The sequence below is a fragment of the Micromonospora sp. CPCC 206061 genome, from assembly GCF_036906915.1.
Taxonomy (GTDB): Bacteria; Actinomycetota; Actinomycetes; order Mycobacteriales; family Micromonosporaceae; genus Phytohabitans.
Map to the genome: position 1 here is coordinate 82,807 of NZ_JBAKHX010000006.1, position 20,531 is coordinate 103,337.

22 protein-coding genes are annotated in these 20,531 nt (G+C 71.2%); 16 read left to right on the top strand and 6 right to left on the bottom strand.

Features of this window, described 5'->3' with window-relative positions; genetic code table 11:
* Positions 1-2: 2 nt before the first annotated feature.
* The 13 genes from V6V89_RS07370 to V6V89_RS07430 all read left to right on the top strand — a co-directional run bounded on the left by V6V89_RS07370 (position 3) and on the right by V6V89_RS07430 (position 11,788).
* Positions 3-1,883: an ABC transporter permease gene (locus V6V89_RS07370; RefSeq protein ID WP_334618220.1), complete on the top strand. Its 1,881-nt coding sequence runs from the start codon at positions 3-5 to the stop codon at positions 1,881-1,883.
* Positions 1,880-2,617: an ABC transporter ATP-binding protein gene (locus V6V89_RS07375; RefSeq protein WP_334618221.1), complete on the top strand. Its 738-nt coding sequence runs from the start codon at positions 1,880-1,882 to the stop codon at positions 2,615-2,617. Before V6V89_RS07370 ends, V6V89_RS07375 begins: the two co-directional genes overlap by 4 nt.
* Entirely contained in the window at positions 2,614-3,318 is a 705-nt protein-coding gene (locus V6V89_RS07380; protein WP_334618222.1) for an ABC transporter ATP-binding protein, read from the top strand. The genes V6V89_RS07375 and V6V89_RS07380 overlap by 4 nt, the downstream gene beginning before the upstream one ends.
* Positions 3,315-4,685: a hypothetical protein gene (locus tag V6V89_RS07385; protein ID WP_334618223.1), complete on the top strand. Its 1,371-nt coding sequence runs from the start codon at positions 3,315-3,317 to the stop codon at positions 4,683-4,685. The genes V6V89_RS07380 and V6V89_RS07385 overlap by 4 nt, the downstream gene beginning before the upstream one ends.
* Before the next feature lies 1 nt (position 4,686).
* Positions 4,687-5,025, top strand: a complete 339-nt coding sequence (locus V6V89_RS07390) for a hypothetical protein (RefSeq protein ID WP_334618224.1) — start codon at positions 4,687-4,689, stop codon at positions 5,023-5,025.
* 4 nt (positions 5,026-5,029) lie between these two features.
* A complete protein-coding gene (locus V6V89_RS07395; protein WP_334618225.1) occupies positions 5,030-5,215 on the top strand; it encodes an MmyB family transcriptional regulator in 186 nt (61 codons plus the stop codon).
* Between the two features lie 2 nt (positions 5,216-5,217).
* Positions 5,218-5,709 (top strand): hypothetical protein, encoded by a 492-nt coding sequence (locus V6V89_RS07400; RefSeq protein WP_334618226.1) that lies wholly within the window; start codon positions 5,218-5,220, stop codon positions 5,707-5,709.
* Positions 5,710-5,753: 44 nt separating this feature from the next.
* On the top strand, positions 5,754-6,512 hold the full coding sequence (locus V6V89_RS07405; protein WP_442935086.1) for a DeoR/GlpR family DNA-binding transcription regulator: 759 nt from the start codon (positions 5,754-5,756) through the stop codon (positions 6,510-6,512).
* Entirely contained in the window at positions 6,512-7,669 is a 1,158-nt protein-coding gene (locus V6V89_RS07410; protein ID WP_334618227.1) for an MFS transporter, read from the top strand. The genes V6V89_RS07405 and V6V89_RS07410 overlap by 1 nt, the downstream gene beginning before the upstream one ends.
* On the top strand, positions 7,662-8,594 hold the full coding sequence (locus V6V89_RS07415; RefSeq protein ID WP_334618228.1) for a glycoside hydrolase family 5 protein: 933 nt from the start codon (positions 7,662-7,664) through the stop codon (positions 8,592-8,594). Before V6V89_RS07410 ends, V6V89_RS07415 begins: the two co-directional genes overlap by 8 nt.
* 236 nt (positions 8,595-8,830) lie before the next feature.
* Positions 8,831-10,624, top strand: a complete 1,794-nt coding sequence (locus V6V89_RS07420) for an FAD-binding dehydrogenase (RefSeq protein WP_334618229.1) — start codon at positions 8,831-8,833, stop codon at positions 10,622-10,624.
* Positions 10,625-10,643: 19 nt separating this feature from the next.
* Positions 10,644-11,177: a hypothetical protein gene (locus V6V89_RS07425; protein ID WP_334618230.1), complete on the top strand. Its 534-nt coding sequence runs from the start codon at positions 10,644-10,646 to the stop codon at positions 11,175-11,177.
* A gap of 125 nt (positions 11,178-11,302) precedes the next feature.
* Positions 11,303-11,788, top strand: coding sequence for a GNAT family N-acetyltransferase (locus V6V89_RS07430; RefSeq protein WP_334618231.1), 486 nt, complete (start codon positions 11,303-11,305; stop codon positions 11,786-11,788).
* An 85-nt stretch (positions 11,789-11,873) separates the two neighbouring features.
* On the opposite strand, the gene V6V89_RS07435 is transcribed toward V6V89_RS07430, so the two are convergent.
* Entirely contained in the window at positions 11,874-12,320 is a 447-nt protein-coding gene (locus V6V89_RS07435; protein WP_334618232.1) for a hypothetical protein, read from the bottom strand.
* 142 nt (positions 12,321-12,462) lie between these two features.
* Here V6V89_RS07435 and V6V89_RS07440 point away from each other — a divergent pair, with 142 nt between their 5' ends.
* Together V6V89_RS07440 and V6V89_RS07445 are read left to right on the top strand one after the other, a co-directional pair.
* Entirely contained in the window at positions 12,463-13,659 is a 1,197-nt protein-coding gene (locus V6V89_RS07440) for a S1 family peptidase (protein ID WP_334618233.1), read from the top strand.
* A 28-nt stretch (positions 13,660-13,687) separates the two neighbouring features.
* On the top strand, positions 13,688-14,239 hold the full coding sequence (locus tag V6V89_RS07445) for a hypothetical protein (RefSeq protein WP_334618234.1): 552 nt from the start codon (positions 13,688-13,690) through the stop codon (positions 14,237-14,239).
* A gap of 225 nt (positions 14,240-14,464) precedes the next feature.
* On the opposite strand, the gene V6V89_RS07450 is transcribed toward V6V89_RS07445, so the two are convergent.
* The 5 genes from V6V89_RS07450 to V6V89_RS07470 all read right to left on the bottom strand — a co-directional run bounded on the left by V6V89_RS07450 (position 14,465) and on the right by V6V89_RS07470 (position 19,794).
* On the bottom strand, positions 14,465-15,232 hold the full coding sequence (locus V6V89_RS07450) for an enoyl-CoA hydratase-related protein (protein WP_334618235.1): 768 nt from the start codon (positions 15,230-15,232) through the stop codon (positions 14,465-14,467).
* An 18-nt stretch (positions 15,233-15,250) separates the two neighbouring features.
* Complete coding sequence (locus tag V6V89_RS07455; protein WP_334618236.1) at positions 15,251-16,588, bottom strand: hypothetical protein; 1,338 nt, start codon at positions 16,586-16,588, stop codon at positions 15,251-15,253.
* The gene (locus tag V6V89_RS07460) at positions 16,585-18,144 is read right to left on the bottom strand and encodes an amino acid adenylation domain-containing protein (protein WP_334618237.1); all 1,560 of its coding nucleotides are present in this window, start codon (positions 18,142-18,144) and stop codon (positions 16,585-16,587) included. The genes V6V89_RS07455 and V6V89_RS07460 overlap by 4 nt, the downstream gene beginning before the upstream one ends.
* On the bottom strand, positions 18,077-19,006 hold the full coding sequence (locus V6V89_RS07465) for a sensor histidine kinase (RefSeq protein WP_334618238.1): 930 nt from the start codon (positions 19,004-19,006) through the stop codon (positions 18,077-18,079). Before V6V89_RS07465 ends, V6V89_RS07460 begins: the two co-directional genes overlap by 68 nt.
* A gap of 107 nt (positions 19,007-19,113) precedes the next feature.
* Positions 19,114-19,794: a response regulator transcription factor gene (locus V6V89_RS07470; RefSeq protein WP_334618239.1), complete on the bottom strand. Its 681-nt coding sequence runs from the start codon at positions 19,792-19,794 to the stop codon at positions 19,114-19,116.
* 147 nt (positions 19,795-19,941) lie between these two features.
* On the opposite strand from V6V89_RS07470, the gene V6V89_RS07475 reads away from it, so the two are divergent.
* Positions 19,942-20,403, top strand: a complete 462-nt coding sequence (locus V6V89_RS07475; protein ID WP_334618240.1) for a VOC family protein — start codon at positions 19,942-19,944, stop codon at positions 20,401-20,403.
* Positions 20,404-20,531: the final 128 nt, after the last annotated feature.

The following is a 20,531-nucleotide window of genomic DNA, read 5'->3' on the forward strand; positions in this document are numbered from 1 at the left end:
GCATGACCGGCTTTCTCGCGTTCACGGTGCTCGGGCTCGTCACCGGGGCCGGGTACGCCGTCGCCGCCAGCGGCCTGGTGCTGACGTACAGCACCTCGCGGATCTTCAACGTCGCGCACGGCGCGATCGGCATGGTGATGGCGTTCCTGTGCTGGGAGCTGACCGTCCAGCGTGGACTGCCGGCCTGGCTGGCCGTACTACTGGTGGTGGGCGTGGCGGCGCCGCTGCTCGGCGCGCTCGCCGAGCGGGTCATGATGCGGCACCTGGCCGGCGCACCCGAGGGCACCACGCTGGTCGTCACCGTCGGTCTGCTGATCATGCTGATCGGCGCGGCGCAGGCGGTCTGGCCGGCGACGGCGCGGCCGGTCGAGCCGTTCTTCGGCCAGCGCGGGTTCCGGGTCGGCACCGCGTTCGTGACCTTCCACGACCTCGTGATGGTCGCGGCCGCGATCATCGTCGCCGGCGGCCTGTACGCCCTGCTCACCCGCGCCCGGATCGGCGCGGCGATGCGGGCATCCGTCGACAACCGCGACCTGCTGCGGCTGTACGGCGCCCGCACGTCGATCGTGTCCGCGCTCAGCTGGGCGATCGGCGCGGCCCTCGCCGCGCTCGCCGGCATCCTGCTGACGCCCGTCGTGGGCCTCAGCTACTTCGACCTCACCCTGCTGGTGATCAGCGCCTACGCCGCCGCGGTGGTGGGCAGGCTGCGCAGCCTGCCGTGGACGTTCGTCGGCGCGCTGCTGCTCGGCCTCGCCCAGTCGTACGCGGTCGGCTACCTGCCGCCCACCGAGGTCCTGAGCGGCCTGCGCGCCGCCATCCCCGCCCTGTTCCTGTTCGCCGCGCTGCTGCTGTCGCCGCAGGCCACCCTGCGCGTCGGCCAGATCAAAGGCATCGCCGGTGTACCCGTGCCGACCGCCCGCCGCGCCCTCATCGTCGGCGCGGTGGTCGTGGGTGCGGCCGCGGCAGCCTCGCTCGCCCTTTCCACCGCCCAGAACGACCAGCTGGCGCTCGGATTCGTCTACGGCATCGTCATGCTGTCGCTCGTGCCGCTGACCGGATACGGCGGCTTCGTCTCCCTCACCCAGCTGACGTTCGTCGGCATCGGGGCGGTCACCGTGGCGCGGCTGGGCACCGCGTCGCCGCTCGGTCTGCTGGCCGCCGCCGCCGTGGCCGCGCTCGTCGGTGCTCTCGTCGCGCTCCCCGCGCTGCGGCTGCGCGGGCTATACCTCGCGCTGTCCACATTGGCCTTCGGGCTGCTGATGGACAAGCTCGTCTTCCAGTCCAGCCTCGCCTTCGGCTTCAACGGCAGCCTCTCCGTGCCCCGCCTGGCGCTGCCCGGCCTCGACCTGGGCGGCGAGCGCGCCTACCTGGTGGTCTCGGCGGCCGCGTTCGTCGCGGTCGGGCTGGGCGTCCTCGCGTTGCGGCGCAGCCGGTACGGCCGGATCCTGCTCGCCATGCGCGACAGCCCCGCCGGCTGCGCCACGCTCGGCCTGAACATGCGGTGGACCCGGGTGCGGCTCTTCGCGCTCTCCGCGGGCATCGCCGGGTTCGCCGGCGGGCTCCTCGGCGGCCTGCGCCAGACCGTCGCGGCGACCGACTTCCAGCTCATGGGCAGCCTGCCGCTGCTGCTGCTCGCCGTGGTCGCCGGCGTCACCTCCGTCTCCGGCGCGGCACTGGGCGGGATGGCGCTGATGCTGCTGCCGGTGCTGGCCAGCGAGTTCCCGGCCCTGGGCGGGCTGGTCTACCTGTGCGTCGGCGTGGCCTCCGTCGGGCTCGGGCGCGACCCGAACGGCGTGGTTAGCCACCTGTTCAAGCTCGGCCGCTGGCGATCGGCCGGATTCCGGCCCGCGCTGGATCCTCCACGAGCGGCGGTGCGGTCATGACACTGTTGGAAGCGGTCGACGTGACGGTGCGGTTCGGCGGTGTGACGGCGGTACGCGGCGCGAGCCTGGACGCCGCCGCCGGCCACGTGACGGGGCTGATCGGCCCCAACGGCGCGGGCAAGACGACGCTGTTCAACGTGATCACCGGGCTGCAACGCCCCACCCGGGGGACGGTCCGGTTCTCCAATGAGGACATCACCCGGCGGGCCACCCACGAACGGGCCAGACGGGGCATCGCCCGCACGTTCCAGCGGCTGGAGGCGTTCGGGTCGCTGTCGGTGCGGGAGAACGTGCTCGTGGCGGCGGAGATCCACCGCCGGCACGCGCTGCGCCGCTCGCGCCATCACCAGACGCCGGCGCTGGTGGCCGACCGTCTCATTGAGAGGGTCGGCCTGGACCGCTACGCCGACCGGCCCGCGGACACCGTGCCCACCGGCATCGCGCGGCTACTGGAGCTGGCCCGGGCGCTCGCCCTCGATCCCCAGCTGCTCCTGCTGGACGAGCCGTCGTCCGGGCTGAGCACGGCGGAGACCGAGTCGTTCGGCGAGTTGCTGCGCGAGCTGGCCGGCGAGGGGCGGGCGGTGCTCATCGTCGAGCACGACATGGAGCTCATCATGCGGGTCTGCGACCGCGTCAACGTGCTCAACTTCGGCACGGTCATCGCCTCCGGCACACCGACGGAGGTCCGCGCCGACGCCGACGTGCGGCATGCGTACCTAGGGACGGCAGAGTGAAGCCGATCCTGGAGCTCGTGGGCGTGACGGCCGGGTATGGCCGGATCGAGGTGCTGCACGGCGTCGACCTGACGCTCCCCCGCGGCGCGGTGATGGCACTGCTCGGCCCGAACGGCGCGGGCAAGACCACGCTCCTGAAGGTCGCGAGTGGACAGATCCGGGCCACCGCCGGCCATGTACACCTGGGTGGGGCGCACGTCAACGGCGCCTCCCCCGACGCACTGGCCCGCGCGGGGCTGTGCACGATCCCGGAGGGCCGCTCGGTCTTCCCCAACCTCACCGTGCGCGACAACCTACGCCTCGCCACGTACGCCGGGGCGCGCGCCGCCGACGTGTACGGGACGGCGTTCGACCGGTTTCCCCGGCTCGCCGAGCGCGCCCACCAGCTCGCCGGCTCGCTGTCCGGTGGCGAGCAGCAGATGCTCGCGATGGCCCGCGCGCTCGCGACCAACCCGGCGGTGCTGCTGGTCGACGAGCTGTCGATGGGCCTCGCCCCGCTGGTCGTGCGGGAGCTCTACGAGGTCGTCGCCGGGCTCGCCGCCGACGGGGTGAGCGTGCTCGTGGTCGAGCAGTTCGCCGACGCCGCCCTCGCGGTCGCCGGCCGCGCCGCCGTACTGGTACACGGTCGGGTCGTCGCCACCGGCGGCCCCGACGAGATCGCCGACGAACTGGCCACTCTCTACCTGGGAAGCGTCACATGAAGACACCGCGCGCACTGATGACCGTATTCGTGGGCAGCGCCCTGCTCGCCGTGCCGGCGCCGGCCAACGCCGCGGACCTCGCCGGCTTCACCCTCACCGCCGAGGCGACACCGGTCGCCGTCCAGATCTTCGAGCCGACCATCCCGGTGCCGGCCGAGCCACAACTGGAGCTGAACCTCTCGTACGCCAGGGCCAACCTGTCCAGCGGACCGACCGGGCGCGCGGTGTCCAGCCTGATGTGGCCCGGAGACGCGGTCGGGTACGGCCTGCCGCAGCTGCTGCAGAACCCCGACGCCGTGTACCCGGTGAAGGTCGACGCGGCGCACCCGTCCGGGCCCGAGGACGCCAAGCAGGAGGTCGCGCCGGGCGCGGCGATGACCTCTCACGCGGACGGCGGCTCGGTGGAGGCGGCCGCCCACGGGGCGAAGCACTCCAGCCCCGCGCTCCCCCTGCCCGGCCTGCCCATCTCGCCGGTCCTGATCGCGATGGAGGGTTTCTCCTCGCGGAGCAGGACGACGGTGACCGGCGACAAGGCGACCGCCGTCTCCTACGCCACCGCGGGCTCCATATCCCTGCTGGGCGGGCTGGTGAAGGTGCACGGCCTGCGGGCGGACACCGAGGCGGCCAGCGACGGTGCCCGCGGCACGGCCACCGGCACCGTGGTGTGGAAGTCATTGACCCTGGCCGGCCAGACCGTAGCACTCAACCAGGACGGTGTCGCGGCGCCCACCGGCGTGACGAAGGTGCCGAAGCTGCCGGCCGAGCTCACCACCCGCCTGAAGGACCTGGGCCTGACGGTCGACGCGCCGGCCGTACAGAGGAAAGTGGACGGTGGGGCGGCCAACGTGACCGGGCGCGGCCTCACCGTCACCTTGGACACCGGCGCGCTGCTGAAGCGGCTCAGCCTGACGGCGCTGCTCGACCCGATCCTCGCGCTGCTGCCGGCCGACCTGCGCACCCAGCTCGTCCCGTGGCTCAACCTCTCGCCGCGGTTCGTCTTCGTGCTGGGCACCGCGATCAGCCAGGCGACGGCGTCGCCCGCGGTCGCCGCCGAGGCGCCGCCGCCCGCCGCCGGACCGGCCGGCGGCGGAAGCCAGGCGGGTGGCGGCGACACGGGCGGCGGCTCCGGTGTCGGCGGCACGGGCGGTGAGGCGCCGCCCGAGGCCGCGCCAGGCGACGCCACCACACCGGTCGCCAGCAACGAATGGCCGGTCTTCCCCGGCGTGCCCTGGTACGCATTCGTCCTGGGCCTCGCCGTCGCGGCCGCCGTCTCCTACGGGCTGCGCCGGTACGTCGCCCTCATGTTCGGCGGTGGCGGTTGCGACCTGGGGGTGCCGAACGGCGTGCCCAACCTGAGGGAGCGGTGACATGCGATCCGAGCAGAGGCTCCAGCAGATTCTCACGCTCGTCGGCGGGTTCCTCATGCCGCTCGGGCTCGCGGTGATCGGCATCGGCTGGTACGGCACCGCGCACACCGGGTACGTGTTCGAGCAGATCCCGTACCTGGTCTCCGGCGGGCTCTTCGGGCTCGGGCTGACCATCAGCGGCGCGCTCATCTTCTTCAGCTCGTGGCTGGCCCGGCTCATCTCCCTGCAGCGCGAGCAGGCAGAGCTGACCCGACGGCTGGTCGAGCGGGCACCGGCCGCCGAGCCGGACTCGACGCGCCTGATGCCCGCCGTCGAGCCCGACCGCGCCGGTGTTGCCTGAGTGAGTGGTCAGCCCTGGGCCGTGGGCGGCGCGCCACGACGTGCGGGCCAAGACGGCGGGCACCAAGCGCTTCCACCATCCGATGGTGGGCGAGCTGACGCTGGGCTACGAGACGTTCACGGTCAACGGTGCCGACGGGCAGCTGCTCATCGTGTACTGGCGACGCTCGGCGGGCTCACCTCGGCCCTAGCCGTGTCGCACGTCGCCTGGATTCACCGGGACAATGTCACCGGCGAGGTCTACTACCCGCCAATCGAGATGGTCGCGGATTCGGCGCTCAGCGATCCGACCCTCCTGCCCCTACCGCTCGCCCTGCTGCTGATCGCGCCGTTGATCGGGTGGCCGGCCACCGGCACTCGGCGGCCGCTGCCGTGGCTGCTCGGCGTCCCGGTCGCGGCGATTCTGCTGCCCACCGACTACGAAGTGACGCTCGGCTGGCAGCCGTGGGCGACCTTCGTGGCAATGGTCGGTTTCCTGGTGTGGATGGCCGTCGACGCCCGGGCCACCATGGCCGCTGGCGTACTGATCCTGCCGTTGATCCTCGCCCTGGTGACGGTCTACGCCCGGGGTGGATTGGAGCAGCCCGAGACGCTCACCGTCGTGTCGTTCGGGGCGCTCGTCATCGGCGCGGTCACCCTGCTGACCGTCGGCGCCTTCGGCCTGCGCCGCCAGGCCCAGCTGTAGCTCACCGCTTGCGCTCCGCACATCTGCTGTGTTCGTATGAACATGTGGAGAGTGTGGAGCGCCTTGCGGGGATCATGGGGTCTCTGCGGGTCCGGGACAGCGTCGCCGTCGCCGAGTTGGCCACCCAGTACGGCGTCTCCGAGATGACCATCCGCCGCGACCTGGACGAGCTGGCGCAGCAGGGGGTCGTGCGGCGCGTGCGCGGCGGCGCGTTGAGCCTGCTGTTACGCGGCGAGGAGCCGCCGTTCGCGGCCCGGGAGCGCGAGGCGGTGGACGCCAAGCGACGCATCGGGATCGCGGCGGCCGCGCTGCTCGCCGACGGCGAGGCGGCCCTACTGGACGGGGGCACGACGGCGCTGGAGGTCGCGCGGGCGTTGCGTGATCGCCGCTTGACCGTGCTGCCGCTGGCGATGCAGTCCGCCGTCGAGTTGAGCACCGCACCGCGCGTGCGGTTGGTGCTGCCCGGCGGCGAGGTGCGGCCGGGCGAGCTGAACTTCAAGGGCCCGCTGACCGAGTCATCAATCAGGGCGCTGCGGTTCGACACCGCGGTCATCGGCTGTTGTGGACTGTCGGCCGAGCACGGCCTGACCGCGCAGGACCTGCCGGAGGTCGCCGTCAAGCAGGCCGCGATCGCATCGGCTCGCCGTGTCGTCGTGGTGTGCGAATCGGGCAAGTTCACGCGAGTGGCGTTCGGTGCGGTGTGCCCGCTGGAGCGGATCGACGTCGTGGTCACCGACGACGGGATCCCGCCGGAGCAGCGTGAGGCGCTGACCGCCGCGGGCGTCAGCGTTCACGTGGCCTGATGGCCGGTTCTCTCGTTCGTGGACGGGTGGCCACGTGCCTGGTCTTCTTGGCCTTCGGCACCGCGTTGGGGGCGTGGACGGCCCGGATCCCCGCCATCAAGCACGACCTTGGGCTGGGCGACGGCCAGCTGAGCATCGGGCTGCTCGCCTTCGCCGCCGGGGCGATCACCGGCATGCAGGTGGTGGGGCGCCTCGTCGACCGGCACCGCAGCACGGCCGTCATGGTCCCAGCGGCCATCGTCGAAGGGGTGTGCCTGACCTTTCCCGCCCTCGCCGTCGATGTGGTCAGTCTCGCCGCCGCGCTCTTTGCCTTCGGCGCGGTGCACGGCAGTCTCAACATCGCCATGAACGCGCACGCGGTCGAGGTGCAGCGGGCGTGGGGAAAGCCCATCATGTCCTCGTTCCACGCCGTCTACAGCGTCGGTGGCTTCCTCGGCGCCGCGATCGGTGGCCTGTTCGCCCACTCCAACCTCGGCCCGGGCGTCACCTTCGCGGCGGTCGGCGCCGGCGTGGCGGCGCTGGCGCTGTGGGCGGCCCGCTGGACGCTTCGCCTCGAAGCCCCCAGACCCACGACGAATCCAGGTTGGAACGGGACCACCGCGCCCGGCGTGGTGTTCCTCGGCATCCTCGTCTTCTGCTGCATGGTCGGTGAAGGCGCGGCAGCCGACTGGAGCAGCGTCTACCTGCGCGAAAGCCTGGGCAGCGCCGCCGGCGTCGCCGCGGCGGCGTACGCCGCCTTCTCCATCATGATGGTCGCGGGACGGCTGGTCGGTGACCGCCTGGCCGCACGCCTGGGCCCGGTGAATCTGGTACGCGGCTGCGGCGCGCTCGCCGCCGCGGGGCTGGGTATCGCGCTCCTCATCGGACACCCCGTCGCCGGTGTCATCGGCTTCGGCTGCCTCGGCGCGGGATTGTCGTGCATCGCGCCGCAGATCTTCTCGCACGCCGGCGACCGGGACCCGGCCCGCGCCGGCCAGGCGATCGCCCGCGTAGCCAGCGTCGGCTATCTCGGGTTCCTGACCGGTCCCCTGCTCATCGGCGCGGCGGCGGAAGCCGTCGGCCTGCCGTGGGCACTGACCATACCGGCGATCCTCGCCTTCTTCGTCACGTTGACCGCCGCGGCGCTGCGGCCACGAAGGGTGCACGCCCATGCGTGACCTGACCGCACACCAGCTCAACCAGCGGTTGGGCAAGGGAATCAACTTCGGCAACGCCCTGGACGCTGCCGCGGGCGCGTTGCGCCTCACCGAGGCGTACTTCGACGCGGTGCGGGCGGCCGGGTTCGACACCGTACGCCTGCCGGTCCGCTGGTCCGGCCACGCGGCCGAGCGGGCACCGTACACAATCGACGGTGGTTTCCTCGACCGTGTCGACTGGGCGGTCGACGGCGCCATGGCCCGCGGCCTCAACGTGGTGCTGAACGTGCACCACTACGACGAGCTGCAAGCCGATCCGGACGGCCACGCGGCGAGGTTCCTCGGCCTGTGGGAGCAGATCGCGGCCCGGTACGCGGCTCGCCCTGACCGGCTCTACCTTGAGCTGCTCAACGAGCCGCACGGCGCCCTGGTGCCGCGGCGCTGGAATGCCCTGCTCGCCGATGCCCTCGCGATCGTCCGTGACGCCAACCCCGGCCGGGCCGTCATCGTCGGCACCGCGCGCGCCAACGATATCGACGCGCTGCCCGACCTGCGCCTACCCGACGACGACCGGCTCATCGTGACCGTCCACTACTACGCGCCGTTCGAATTCACCCACCAGGGCGCGACGTGGTTGCCCGACACCGAGCGGTGGCTGGGCACGTCCTGGGGTACCGGAGCCGACCGCGCCGCCGTCGTCAGCGACCTCGACGCCGCCGCGCGGTGGGCCGCCGCCCATGACCGGCCGCTGTTTGTCGGCGAGTTCGGCGCGTACTCCAAAGCGGACCCGCCGTCGCGTCTGCGCTGGGTCGAGTTCGTCCGTACGCAGGCCGAACGCCGCGCGATGAGCTGGGCCCACTGGGACTTCGCCACGGACTTCGGCGTCTACGATCCGGAGCGCGACGCCTGGCGCACCCCACTCCTGCGCGCCCTCATCGACCCGTAAACCGGCTCGTGGACAAGCCCTCTTCCGTCGATCAAGATCTGGGACTTTCGACGGGCGCGCCAGCGATCCGAGCGCGCTGAACGCGACATCCGACGATTTTCGGCCGAGCTTCGACGTGGGCGATCTTGAGGTTGGCGTCCACCTATCTACGGCCGTCTCTTGCGCGGCGGCGGCGCGTCCGTCACAGTTACCCGCTAGTAGAAATAATCTTCATGTTTGTGAACTGGAGGTCGCGGATGGACACGCCCGAACACACCGGCGCGGTCAGTCGTCGCCACGCTCTGGGCCTGGCCGGTGGGGTGCTTGCCGGGGCGGCGGTGGCGCAGGCGGCGGCCACGCCGGCCTTCGGTGCCGCGGCCGCGCAGGACGCGGACGCCATCGTCGTCGGCGGCGGGCTGGCCGGGCTCGTCGCGACCGCCGAGCTGGCCGCCGCCGGGCGTACGGTGATCCTGCTGGACCAGGAGCCGGAGTCGAACCTGGGCGGGCAGGCGTTCTGGTCCTTCGGCGGGCTGTTCCTCGTCGACTCGGACGAGCAGCGCCTCATGGGCGTCAAGGACTCGCACGACCTGGCCTGGCAGGACTGGCTCGGCACCGCGGGCTTCGACCGCGGCGTCGACGATCCCGCCGGGCAGGACTACTGGGCGCACAAGTGGGCCGAGGCGTACGTCAACTTCGCGGCCACCGAGAAGCGTCCCTGGCTGTACGGGCTGGGCGTGCGCTGGTTCCCGATGGTCGGCTGGGCCGAGCGCGGCGGCGGCCTGGCGGACGGGCACGGCAACTCGGTACCCCGCTTCCACGTCACGTGGGGCACCGGGCCGGCGGTGGTCGAACCGTTCGAGAAGCAGGTGCGGGCCGCTGCGGCCAATGGGAAGGTCGTCCTCAGGTTCCGGCACCGCGTCGACGAGATCGTCCGCACCGGCGGTGCCGTCAGCGGCGTACGCGGAGCGGTGCTGGAGCCCAGCGACGCCCCGCGTGGCAAGCCCAGCTCGCGCACCGTGGTCGGCGACTTCCAGCTCCGCGCGCCGGTCGTGATCGTCACCTCCGGCGGCATCGGCGGCAACCAGGACCTGGTCCGGCAGAACTGGCCGGCGCGGCTCGGCCCGGCACCCGGGCACATGATCACCGGCGTGCCAGCCCACGTCGACGGCCGGATGCTGGCGATCACCCAGCGGGCCGGCGGACGGATCGTCAACTCCGACCGGATGTGGCACTACACCGAAGGGCTGCGCAACTTCGACCCGATCTGGCCCGGCCACGGCATCCGGATCCTGCCGGGCCCGTCGTCGATGTGGTTCGACGCCAAGGGCAAGCGCTTCGGCGCCCCCGACTACCCCGGGTACGACACGCTGAACACCCTCAAGTCGATCACCGCCTCCGGCTACGACTACTCCTGGTTCGTCACCACCAAGAAGATCGTCGCCAAGGAGTTCGCGCTCTCCGGCTCGGAGCAGAACCCCGACCTCACCAACAAGAACATCTGGCAGCTGCTGTCGCGGATCTGGCAGACCCCGCAGCCGATCCAGAACTTCCTGGACAAGGGCGCGGACTTCGTCGTCGCCTCGACCCTGCCGGAGCTGGTCACCGGCATGAACCGGCTGACCGGTACCAACCTCATCGACCTGGCTCACCTCCGGCGGCAGATCGAGGCACGCGACCGGGAGATCGGCAACGCCTACAGCAAGGATGCCCAGGTGATGGGCATCCGCAACGCGCTCGCGTACCCCGGCGACTCGCTCAGCCGCACCGCCTCGATCCACCGCATCCTGGATCCGGACGCCGGGCCGCTGGTCGCGGTACGCCTCAACATCCTCACCCGCAAGAGCCTCGGCGGCCTCCAGACCGACCTGCGGGGCCGCGTCCTCGACGCGGCCGGCCGGCCCGTCCCCGGCCTCTACGCGGCCGGCGAGGTCGCCGGCTTCGGCGGCGGCGGTGTGCACGGGTACCGGTCCCTGGAAGGGACGTTCCTCGGCGGTTGCCTGTTCTCCGGCCGCCAGGCTGGAAGGGCCGCGGCGGCAGCGACCGCCTCCTGACAGGCGGTAACCTGCGGTCATGGACCGCGCGGTGGATGAGGAGCAGGTGGCCGCCTCGCTCGCGGACCGGCTCGCCGCGGTGACCTTCGTCGACCTCAGCGCCGACGAGGTGACCGCGCTGCTCGTGGACTCGATCGTGGAATGGGCGGTCGACCAGGGCTGGCGGGCCTACCGCAGGGCACCCAGCGTGATGCCGTTGCCGCCGCCCTACTCGCACCGTCACTCGTGGATAGACGTCGGGTGCGCCCGGCCGGCCGGTGCGCCGATCGCCATCGAGATCGACCGCACCGGCCGCCAGCGCACCGTCGACAAGCTCCTGGCCGAAGCCGAGGCGGGCCGGGTCGCCATCTGGGTGCGGTGGGGCACCGGCAGGTTCGCCGCTCCCCCGCCACCGGTCGCGATGGTCACCCTGGAGGTGACCGCGCGCCGCGGGCCCGCGGAGAAGGACCAGCGGTACACCCGGCAGCCGGCGCGCGAACGGCCGGCGCCGGCACACACGGCCGCCACCCTCAGGGCAGACGAGCAGCCGGACCTGTTCGCCGGCCCGGCCTGACTCCGACTTCCCCGGGCCGCTCGCGCTGCGCGACTACGGCACGCTCGGCGGCGTGCGCCATCCGTGGCGGACGACGGCGGTATCGGCGATCGTCGTGACGAGGCACGCGCGGGTATCGTGCTCCGGTGCAGATCCGACCGTTCGCCGAGGCTGACTGGGCCGCCGTGTGGGCCATCGTGCGCGGGGTCGTGCGGGAGCAGGAGACGTTCCCGTACGACCCCGCCATGACCGAGACCGAAGCCCGCCAGACCTGGATCGAGACCGCTCCCGGGCTGACCGTCGTCGCCGTCGAGGACGGCAGGGTTCTCGGCACGGCGAAGATGGGTGCGAACCGTTCCGGGCCCGGGTCGCACGTGTCCACCGCGAGTTTCATGGTGGCCGCTGACGCACGGGGCCGCGGGGTCGGCAGCGGGCTGTGCCGGTACGCGCTGGACTGGGCGAAGGACGCCGGATACGCGGCGATGCAGTTCAACGCCGTCGTCGAATCGAACCACGCGGCGGTCAACCTCTACGAGCGGAACGGCTTCACGGTCGTGGGAACGGTGCCCCGCGCCTTCGCCCATCCAACCCTGGGCCGCGTCGGCCTACACGTCATGTACCACGAGTTCTAGCCCGTCCACGCCCCAAACGTGCTGGCCTGTCTGGACACAGCGGAGCACCGCGACCTGTTCCTCGGGGATCGACGAGCCCGCCGCGTCAGAGCACGATCTTGGCGAGCTCGGCCCTGCGCCGCCTCGCCCGCGGCATGTGCGAGACGAACATCCACGAACCGGCGTCGCACGCTCGGCAGGCACGAGCCCGGCCGACCTCGGCGCGCTGGCCGCCGGAGGCCACGAGCAGCAGATGGTGACGCTCTTGCAGCCGGTGGTCGCAGCGCCGGCACACGTGGACCTCGACCTGGGTGGCCGTGTAGGCGTAGTGCTGCTCGGCGTACCGGATCTGCTCCGCCTGGACGCCCTTGACCTTCAGGTCCGGGTTTCGTGGCGTGCTGCCGAGGATGCCGCCGAGCACCGAGTGTGACACCGCGTCGCCGGCGCCGGCGAAGGGATGGAAGACGCGACGGATGCGGGCGAACGAGTCTGCCGAATGGCTGAGCAGCCACTCGTCGTCGGCTTCGACACGCCACGGTTCCCAGTCAGGCACCGCCGATCACCCCTCGAGTATCGCACCATCCCGCCGCCGTGTCCGGTCGTGTCCGGTCGCGTCCAGTATCCGCCTCACCGTTCCGACCCGATCGCGAGACTGGCTTGATCCAGCAGACCAGTCCCCTCCTGAAGGGAACGGAATGTCAGAACCCGCAAGCCATCCGCGTACCAGAAAACCCAGCCGGCGGATCGTGCTCGCCGCCGCGATCGCCGTCTTGGCACCTGTCGCTTTCGTCCCGGCCGCCGCGGCGGCCGAACCGGCCGACCAGCCGGCTCCGGCTCGGGGCGGAGCCGTCATAACCGACCGGGCCGGCGGCGCGGCGGACATGGCCGGCGCGATCGCCGAGCAGCGGGGCATCAGCCGCGACGCGGCCGAGAGGCTTCTCCGCGCCGAGAACGCCAAAGTGGACCTCGCCGGCCGGCTGACGACCGAGCTGGGCACCAAGACCGGCGGGGCGTACCTGTCCGGAGGGGAACTCGTCGTCACCGTCACCGACGCGGCGTCCGCCGCGAAGGTGACCGCCGCCGGCGCCAAGGCGCGCGTCGTCGCGCGCAGCGACCAGCAGCTGCAGGGGATCCAGCGGGCGCTGGAGGCCGCGCCGAGCGAGCCGAACACGACCTGGGGCGTGGACCCGGAGACGAACCAGGTGGTGGTGGGCCTGCCGCAATCGGGGGCGAAGAACGCCGCGCAGCGCCTGGCCGCGCGTCGCTTCGGCACCGCGGTCCGGTTCGAGACCGAAAGCGGCACGGTACAGCCGAACGTCGGCGTCTCCAGCGGGGACCCCCTGGGTGGTTGCTCTGTCGGCTTCACCGCCACGGACGGAACCTTCAACTACATCATCACGGCCGGCCACTGTACCCAAGGCTTTCCACATTGGACGCTGCCCGACGGTTCCGACGTCGGCCCGACGCTGGAAAGCAACTACCCGGGCGACGACTACGGCCTGATCTGGATGAACGGTCCGTCGGTCTGGCCGACCGGCGTCTTCAACCTGTGGAACGGCACCAGCCAAGGGATCCACGGCTGGGCGACCGCCGTGCGCGGGCTGTCGGTCTGCAACTCCGGCAGGACGACGGGATTCAGGTGCGGCACGGTCCTTCGGACCAACGTGACGGTCAACGGTGCGGGCGGCACCGTGCGCCAGATGGTCGAGACCAACATCTGCACTCTCGGCGGCGACAGCGGCGGTCCGCTGTTCGCCAACCACATCGGGTTCGGGCTGAACTCGCACGCCAACCGGATCGGCAGCAAGTGCAACTCCAGCCCCAAGACCTGGCACCAGCCGGTCGGTGAGGCGATCACCGCGTACCAGGTAGTGATCTACGGCGCGCCGTGACGGCCGTGATCGAGCGAAGGAGTCAGGCATGAGATTCACCAGGTTCTTCCGCTTCGCCGTCGCGGCCGTCGCGACGACTGTGGTGACACTGGGCGTTGCCGCGAGCCCCGCGCACGCCGACCTCTGGCAGCACACCGACGGGTTCGAGAGCAGCCCGGCGTCGGTGTGGGAGTTCCATCGCGCCGGCGCCGGCAGCGGCTCGTTCGAGCTGAGCGCGGGCACGGCACGCACCGGCCTCAACAACGCACACCTCACGACCTCGGCCGGCGGCTGGTCCGGTGTGGGCAAGCTGCTGACCGTCCGGCCGCGGACCGCCGGGCACTCCACCACGTGCGGTGGAGGCTTCCACATCCGGGCATTGAACGGGCCAGCGGTGCTCAACGTCGAGGTGATCGACCCCAGCAGTTGGACGTACCTCGCGCTGCGCACCGTCCGCGTCACCGACACGGCCTGGCGGCTGCACAACGTCGCCACCTACCAGGACGGTCCGACGCAGGTGTTCTTCCGGGTCTCCCTGGCCGGCGGCAGCGGTCCCGTGCGGATCGACGACATGATCTTCCAGTGCACGTTCTTCCGCTGACCCCGTTCCTGAAGCCCGTGATCAAGGATGCCCTGATCACGGGCTTTGGGGTGGGCCTAACCTCGAGGCGCGCGGTGAGGTGGCCGTGGTGGGGCGGCAGGCCAGCCGGGACCGCCTCTGGGACCTGGCCGGACGTGTCTTCCCCGACGACACCGTGGTCCCGGCCGCCGAGGCGCTGCGTATCCGCGCACAGCGGCGCGGCCTGGCGGTCTCCGGTCGTTTCGGTCAGCGGCCGGTGAACCCGGCCGGCCGCTTCTCCAGGAAGGCCCTCATCCCCTCGGTCTGGTCCTCGGTGGCGAACAGCGCGTGAAACACGCGCCGCTCGAACAGCAGGCCCTCCCGCAGGCCGACCTCCTCGGCCCGGTCCACCGCCTCGCGGGCCGTCATCGCGGCCAGCTTGCCGTACGCGGCGATCGTCTCGGCCACGGCCAGCGTCTCCGGAAGCAGCCGGTCGGCGGGGAAGACCCGAGCGACAAGGCCGGCCCGCTCCGCCTCGGCGGCGTCCATCAACCGGCCGGTGAGGATCATGTCCATCGCCTTGGCCTTGCCGACCAGCCTGGTCAGGCGCTGGGTGCCGCCGATGCCCGGGATGACGCCGAGCGTGATCTCCGGTTGCCCGAACCGGGCGGTGTCCGCGGCGAAGATGAGGTCGCACATCATGGCTAGCTCGCAGCCTCCGCCGAGGGCGTAGCCGGCCACGGCTGCGATCTTCGGGGTCCGCAGCGCGGCGAAGCCGTCCCACCCGGCGAAGAAGTCCTCGACGAACATCTCGACGGAGGACTTCGGCGCCATCTCCCGGATGTCCGCACCGGCGGCGAAGGCCCGTTCGGAACCGGTGATGACGAAACAGCCCACCTCGGGGTCCCGGTCGAGTGGCCGGAGCCCGTCGACCAGTTCGGTCATCAGTTCGGTGTTGAGCGCGTTCAGCACCTCCGGCCGGTGCAGGCGCACGGTGACGACCCGGCCACGCTGTTCGATCTTGATGTTGTTCATGCCGTTCTCCCCCTTCACTCAGGAGTCCCAGATGGCGCCGTACGCCGGGATGCCCCGGCGTTCCAGGCCGTGGACGACCTGCCAGGTCAGCTTCTTGTTCGAGATACAGATGACGGCCTCGGCGCCGAACGCCACGTACGCGGCGTAGGCCAGCCGGACCATGTCGGGCTTGCCGTGCTCGGCGGTGTCCCAGACGGTCGCGTCGGGCTGGTCGGCCAGAATCTCGTCAACGAGCGCGTCGCCATAGGTGGCCCGTGGGCTGCGGGTCGCCCAGACCAGCCGGGACGGCACCTTCCGGGCCAGCAGGTGCGGCAGCACCGGGCCGATGCCACTACCGGTGGCGACGTAGACCACCTTGGTGAACAGGGTCTCGATGTTCGCGACCCCCGCGGTGGTGATGCCCTTGACCCAGACATGGGTTGGCAGGTCGTCGACGAACGACCCGGTCCAGTCGCCGGCACGGGAAATCGTAAGCCGGAAGCCGGCCTCGCCAGGAGCGGGCACGTTGGCGAAGGAGTGCCATTCCCAGAGCGGGCGGCGGCTGATCGCGGTGGAGGATCCGGCGAACGGGGTCACACCATGGTTGAAGCGGACCAGCGCCACGTGGTTGGAGGGCCGGGTGACCTCCACGGGCACCTTGCGCAGGCGCAGCCAGGGCAGCGCGACGCTGGCGGTGACCAGGCAGAGCACCCAGATCTGCGGCGCGGCCAGCAGGCTCCCGGGTTCCGTCCGGACGAACAGCACGGTCTGGGTCCAGAACAGGACCAGCGCGGTCCAGCCGCCGAACCGGTGCATCCGCTCGAACCCGTCGTGCCGTCTGGCCCGGTAGCCGGGTCGCGCCATCACCACGATGGCGGCCAGCAACGCCAGCAGTGCGTACGAGACCGCGAGCAGACCCGCGGAGACGGCCGGGGCACCTCGCAGCGCGGCGACGGTGAGCGACGCGGCGAGGACGAGGAACCACAGCGTTCCGGCGAGGGCTCCGCCGACGTGCAGTCCGCCGAAGTGGTACACCTTCGCCAGGGTCCAGCGGATGCGCAGTGGCCAGCGGGTGGGCGCCCGGGTGGCGAGCCAGAACAGCAGGTTGATGACGTACTGCTGGCGGATGAGGATGGCGAGTGCGAAGTTGGCCAGGACGGCGGCGGAGATGGCCGCGAGGTCGATGTGATCGCCGGACCACCAGTTGCCAGCGGTGAGGGCGTGGCCGAGCAGTGCGAGGTTCGCGATACCGACGAGGGCGACGAGCCGGTTGTGGTGCATCAGCCGCGGATGCTTGAGGATCCGCCGGAGTCCCGAGGTCGGCGGCGGCAGGGTGAGCTGCTCGACGGCGGGAGCGGCGGGGCTGAGCACGCTCATGCCACCAACTCCAGAATGTGCCGCAGCGCCGCTTTGTCGATCTTTCCGCGACTGGTCTCGGGTAGGACGGGCAGCGGGTAGACGGCCGCGGGGACGCAGTAGTAGGGCAGCGCGGACGCGACGGCCTGCCTGGCCGTCTCCGGGTCGACGTGGCCGGGTGCGACGAAGGAGACGAGGCTGCGGTCGTCGAGCTTGAGGGTGACCGCCCGCCGGCAGCCGGGTACGGATTCGAGGATGGCCGAGACCGCGTCCAGTTCGACGCGGAAACCGCGGATCTTGACCTGGTCGTCCGTACGGCCGAGGTGCTCCAGTTGGCCGTACGGGGTCCACCGGCCCAGGTCCCGGGTGCGGAACATCAGCCGATCGCCGCCCAGGAACGGGTCCGGGACGTAGCGCTCCGCGTTCAGTGCCGCGTTGTCGAGGTAGCCGGCGGAGACGCAGTCGCCGCCGGCCCACATCTCGCCGATGGCGCCGATGGGGCAGGGACGCCCGGTCGGGTCGAGCACGTACACGGTGTTGTTGGGAGTGGGACGCCCGATGGTGAGCCGGGCGGCGGTCGGGGCGTGGCGGTGCATCGTGTTCACGATGGTGGTTTCGGTTGGGCCGCACCCGTTGTAGAAGGCGCACCGCCGGGCCCACCGGTCCGCCAGCGGCCGTGGGCAGGGCTCGCCGGCCACCGCCACCACCTTCACCGGCCCGCACCGGTCGGGGTCGATAGCGCTCAGCATGGTCGGAGTCGCGATGATCACGTCCACGCGCTGGGCGGTCTCGGCGACGTCCTGACCCCGGATGACGAGGGTGCCGCCGTGGCTGAGGCAGCCGAGGATCTCCCACGCCGCCATGTCGAACGCCACGTTGAGCAGGTGTCCCACCCGCCATCCCGGGCGGATGCCGAGGTCTCCGGGCGCGGTGAGCAGGATGTTGCATACGTTGCGGTGGGTGACGGCGACCCCGTTGGCGCGTCCGGTGGTGCCAGAGGTGAACAGCACGTAGCAGTTCTCGCCCGCGCCGGTCGGTCGGTGCGGGCCGAACCTCTCGCCCGAGGCCATCAGGGTGTCGATGGCGATGAGGGCGTGGCCGGCCGGCACCGGCACCCGGTCGGCGGCACTGGAGGTGGTCAGGATGACCCGGGTCGCCGCAGCGTCGATGACGTGGCGGAGGTGAGCGGCCGGGGCGAGGCCCGCGTCTTGCGGCACATAGGCGGCACCGGCCTTCAGCACGCCGATTATCCCGACCAGCATGGGGATGCCGCGCCGGACGAACACCGCGACGTTGTCGCCGGGGCGGACGCCGTGACCGGCGAGCCGTGCGGCGAGCCGGTTCGCCTGGCGGTCCAGTTCGCCGTACGTGATCGTCTCGCCGTCGTGTTCGGCGGCGATGACGTCCGGGCGGATGGCCGCGTGCCGCTCGAACGGGTGGTGGATGTGGGTGTCCGGCACGGGCGCGACCGGACCCTGTCCGAAGAGCTGGAATCTGCGGCGGTCGTGGTCAGAGAGGTGGTCCAGCAGGGGTGTGGACCACGCTGTCGAGGTCCGCTCGATCAACTGCTGATACATCGCGGCATGTCCCTCCGATCGACGCGTGTGCGGCACCCGCCGCACATGCACATCGATGCTTGTGGACAGATCTCAGAACGTTCTTAGAACGTCTCCGAGTGGGCGCCGCGGGCAGCCGCACGGTGAATCGCGCGCCACGGCCGGGCTGGCCGAAGGCGGCGATCGTGCCACCGTGGCTCTCGACCACCTCCCGGGTCAGGGCGAGCCCGATACCGAACCGCTCCCCCTCGCCAGCGGCGCCCCGGGCGAACCGGCCGAACATCGTGCGGTGCTGCGCCGGGTCGAAGCCGGCACCGGTGTCCGCGACGACCAGTTCCACGTCTCGGCCGTGGTCGACGGCCGAGACGGAGACCGTGATCCGCCCCTCGGGTGGGGTGTGCCCGATGGCGTTGTCGACCAGGGCCGAGACCATCCGCCGCAGGGCGGATCTGGCCCCCAGCACCACGAGTGGCTCGGCTCCCACTCTCAGGACCGCCACCAATCCTCGCTCGCCCAGGCGCCCCGCCTCCGCAGCGAGCAGGTCAGCGGCGACCCCGGCCAGGTCGACCCGCTCGTTCCCCGGGGTGTCCGACCGCAGCCGCGCGCCGCGCAGCACGTCATCGAGCACCTCGCCGAGTTCGCGGGTGCCGGCCACCATCCGGCGCAGCTCGGTCGCGAGGGGTTCGGGCAGCTCGTCGGCGCGGCGCAGCAGAAGCTGACTTCGAACGTGCAGGCGGGTGAGCGGTGCCCGCAGCTCGTGGCTCGCGTCCGCGACGAACCGCGACCGCCGGTCCAGCAACTCCGCGATCGGATCCAGCACCCGTCGAGCCACCAGGCCGCCGACAGTCACCGCCACGACCAGTCCCGCCAGGAGACAGGCCACACCACCCACCAGTAGGGCCACTCCACTGATCGCGGAGGCGAGACTCGCCGTTATCACCAGTCGGGCCTGGCGCAGGAGACGCCTTTCCCGGTCCTGGGTCGCTCCGATCACAGGGCGCCGATCTGGTAACCCAACCCATGTACGGTGCGCACAATGCCAGGCCCCAGTTTGCGCCGCAGATAGTGCACGTAGGTATCCACTATGGATTCGGAGTCGGCTCTGTGGAATACCCGGCCGCGCAACTGGGCACGGCTGTGCACCGCCCGGGGACGCGTCGCGAGCGAACGGATCAGCGCGAACTCGCGACCGGACAGACTGACGAATTCACCATTGGGTAAATGGGCTCCGCGAAGCGTCACGTCGAGCCGGGCCGCACCCAACGGAATCACTTCCGCGTCGTCGACCGACCGCCGGCTCAACGCTCTCGCCCGGGCCAGCAACTCCGCTACCTCGAAGGGCTTGGCGAGGTAGTCGTCGGCACCGGCATCGAGCCCGTCGACCAGGTTGGCGGTGCCGCTGAGCGCGGTCAGCATCAGTATGCGAGCACTGACGGCCCGCTGACGCAGCCGTGCGACGACGTCCAGGCCATCCATTCCCGGCAGCCCTCGATCCACGACGATCAGCCGGTACGGCCGGGTCAGTCCGAAGTGGAGTGCGCGCTGACCGTCGGATGCGTGATCGGTGGGATAGCCCTCGGCGGCGAACAGGTCAACCAACATTTCAGCGAGCTCACCGTCGTCCTCCACAAGGAGAAGTCGCCGCGCGTCGTCGGTTGAACTCTCATCCACTCCAACATCATGACATCCGTCGACGCGATTGTCATGAAGGCGGGACCAAAAAAGAACCCAAAAACATTGGGCCGTGTCGATACTTTTGAAGTATTCCAAACCGCGATAGCTGACCGGTTCTGTCAGTCCAGCGTGTAAGGATGCCCCATGAGCCGTCACATCCAGGTCACCTTTGACGCCCACGACCCGCAGGCGCTGTCCTCCTTCTGGCGCGACGCGCTGGGCTACGCCCATCCCGGGCCGCCCGGTGTCGACCTGCCCCCGGGCGCCGACCCGCTCGCCGCGTGGGACGAGTTCCTCACACGGATCGGCGTGCCGGAGGAGGAGCGCAACACCAGGTCGGCTCTCGAAGACCCGGACGGGCACGGGCCACGGCTGTTCTTCCAGAAGGTGCCGGAGGGCAAGACCGCCAAGAACCGCCTCCACCTCGACGTCCGCGCGGCGCCCGGCCTCCAGGGCGAGGAACGGATGGCGGCGCTGGAAGCCGAGTGCGACCGGCTGGTCGCACTGGGGGCGACGCGGGTACGCCGCCACGAGCCCGCGCCCCCGATGGGTTTCGGCCACATCGTGATGACCGATCCCGAGGGCAACGAGTTCTGTCTGGACTGACGACATACAACGCCAGTTCCTGGGTCAGCGTCACGTCGCCCTTGGTCGGCGCGGCGCCGTTCAGCCCTCGCTCACACGAGGGCCGACAAGGCACTCTTGAGGTCGGGAACCGATCAGGGGGTTCAACG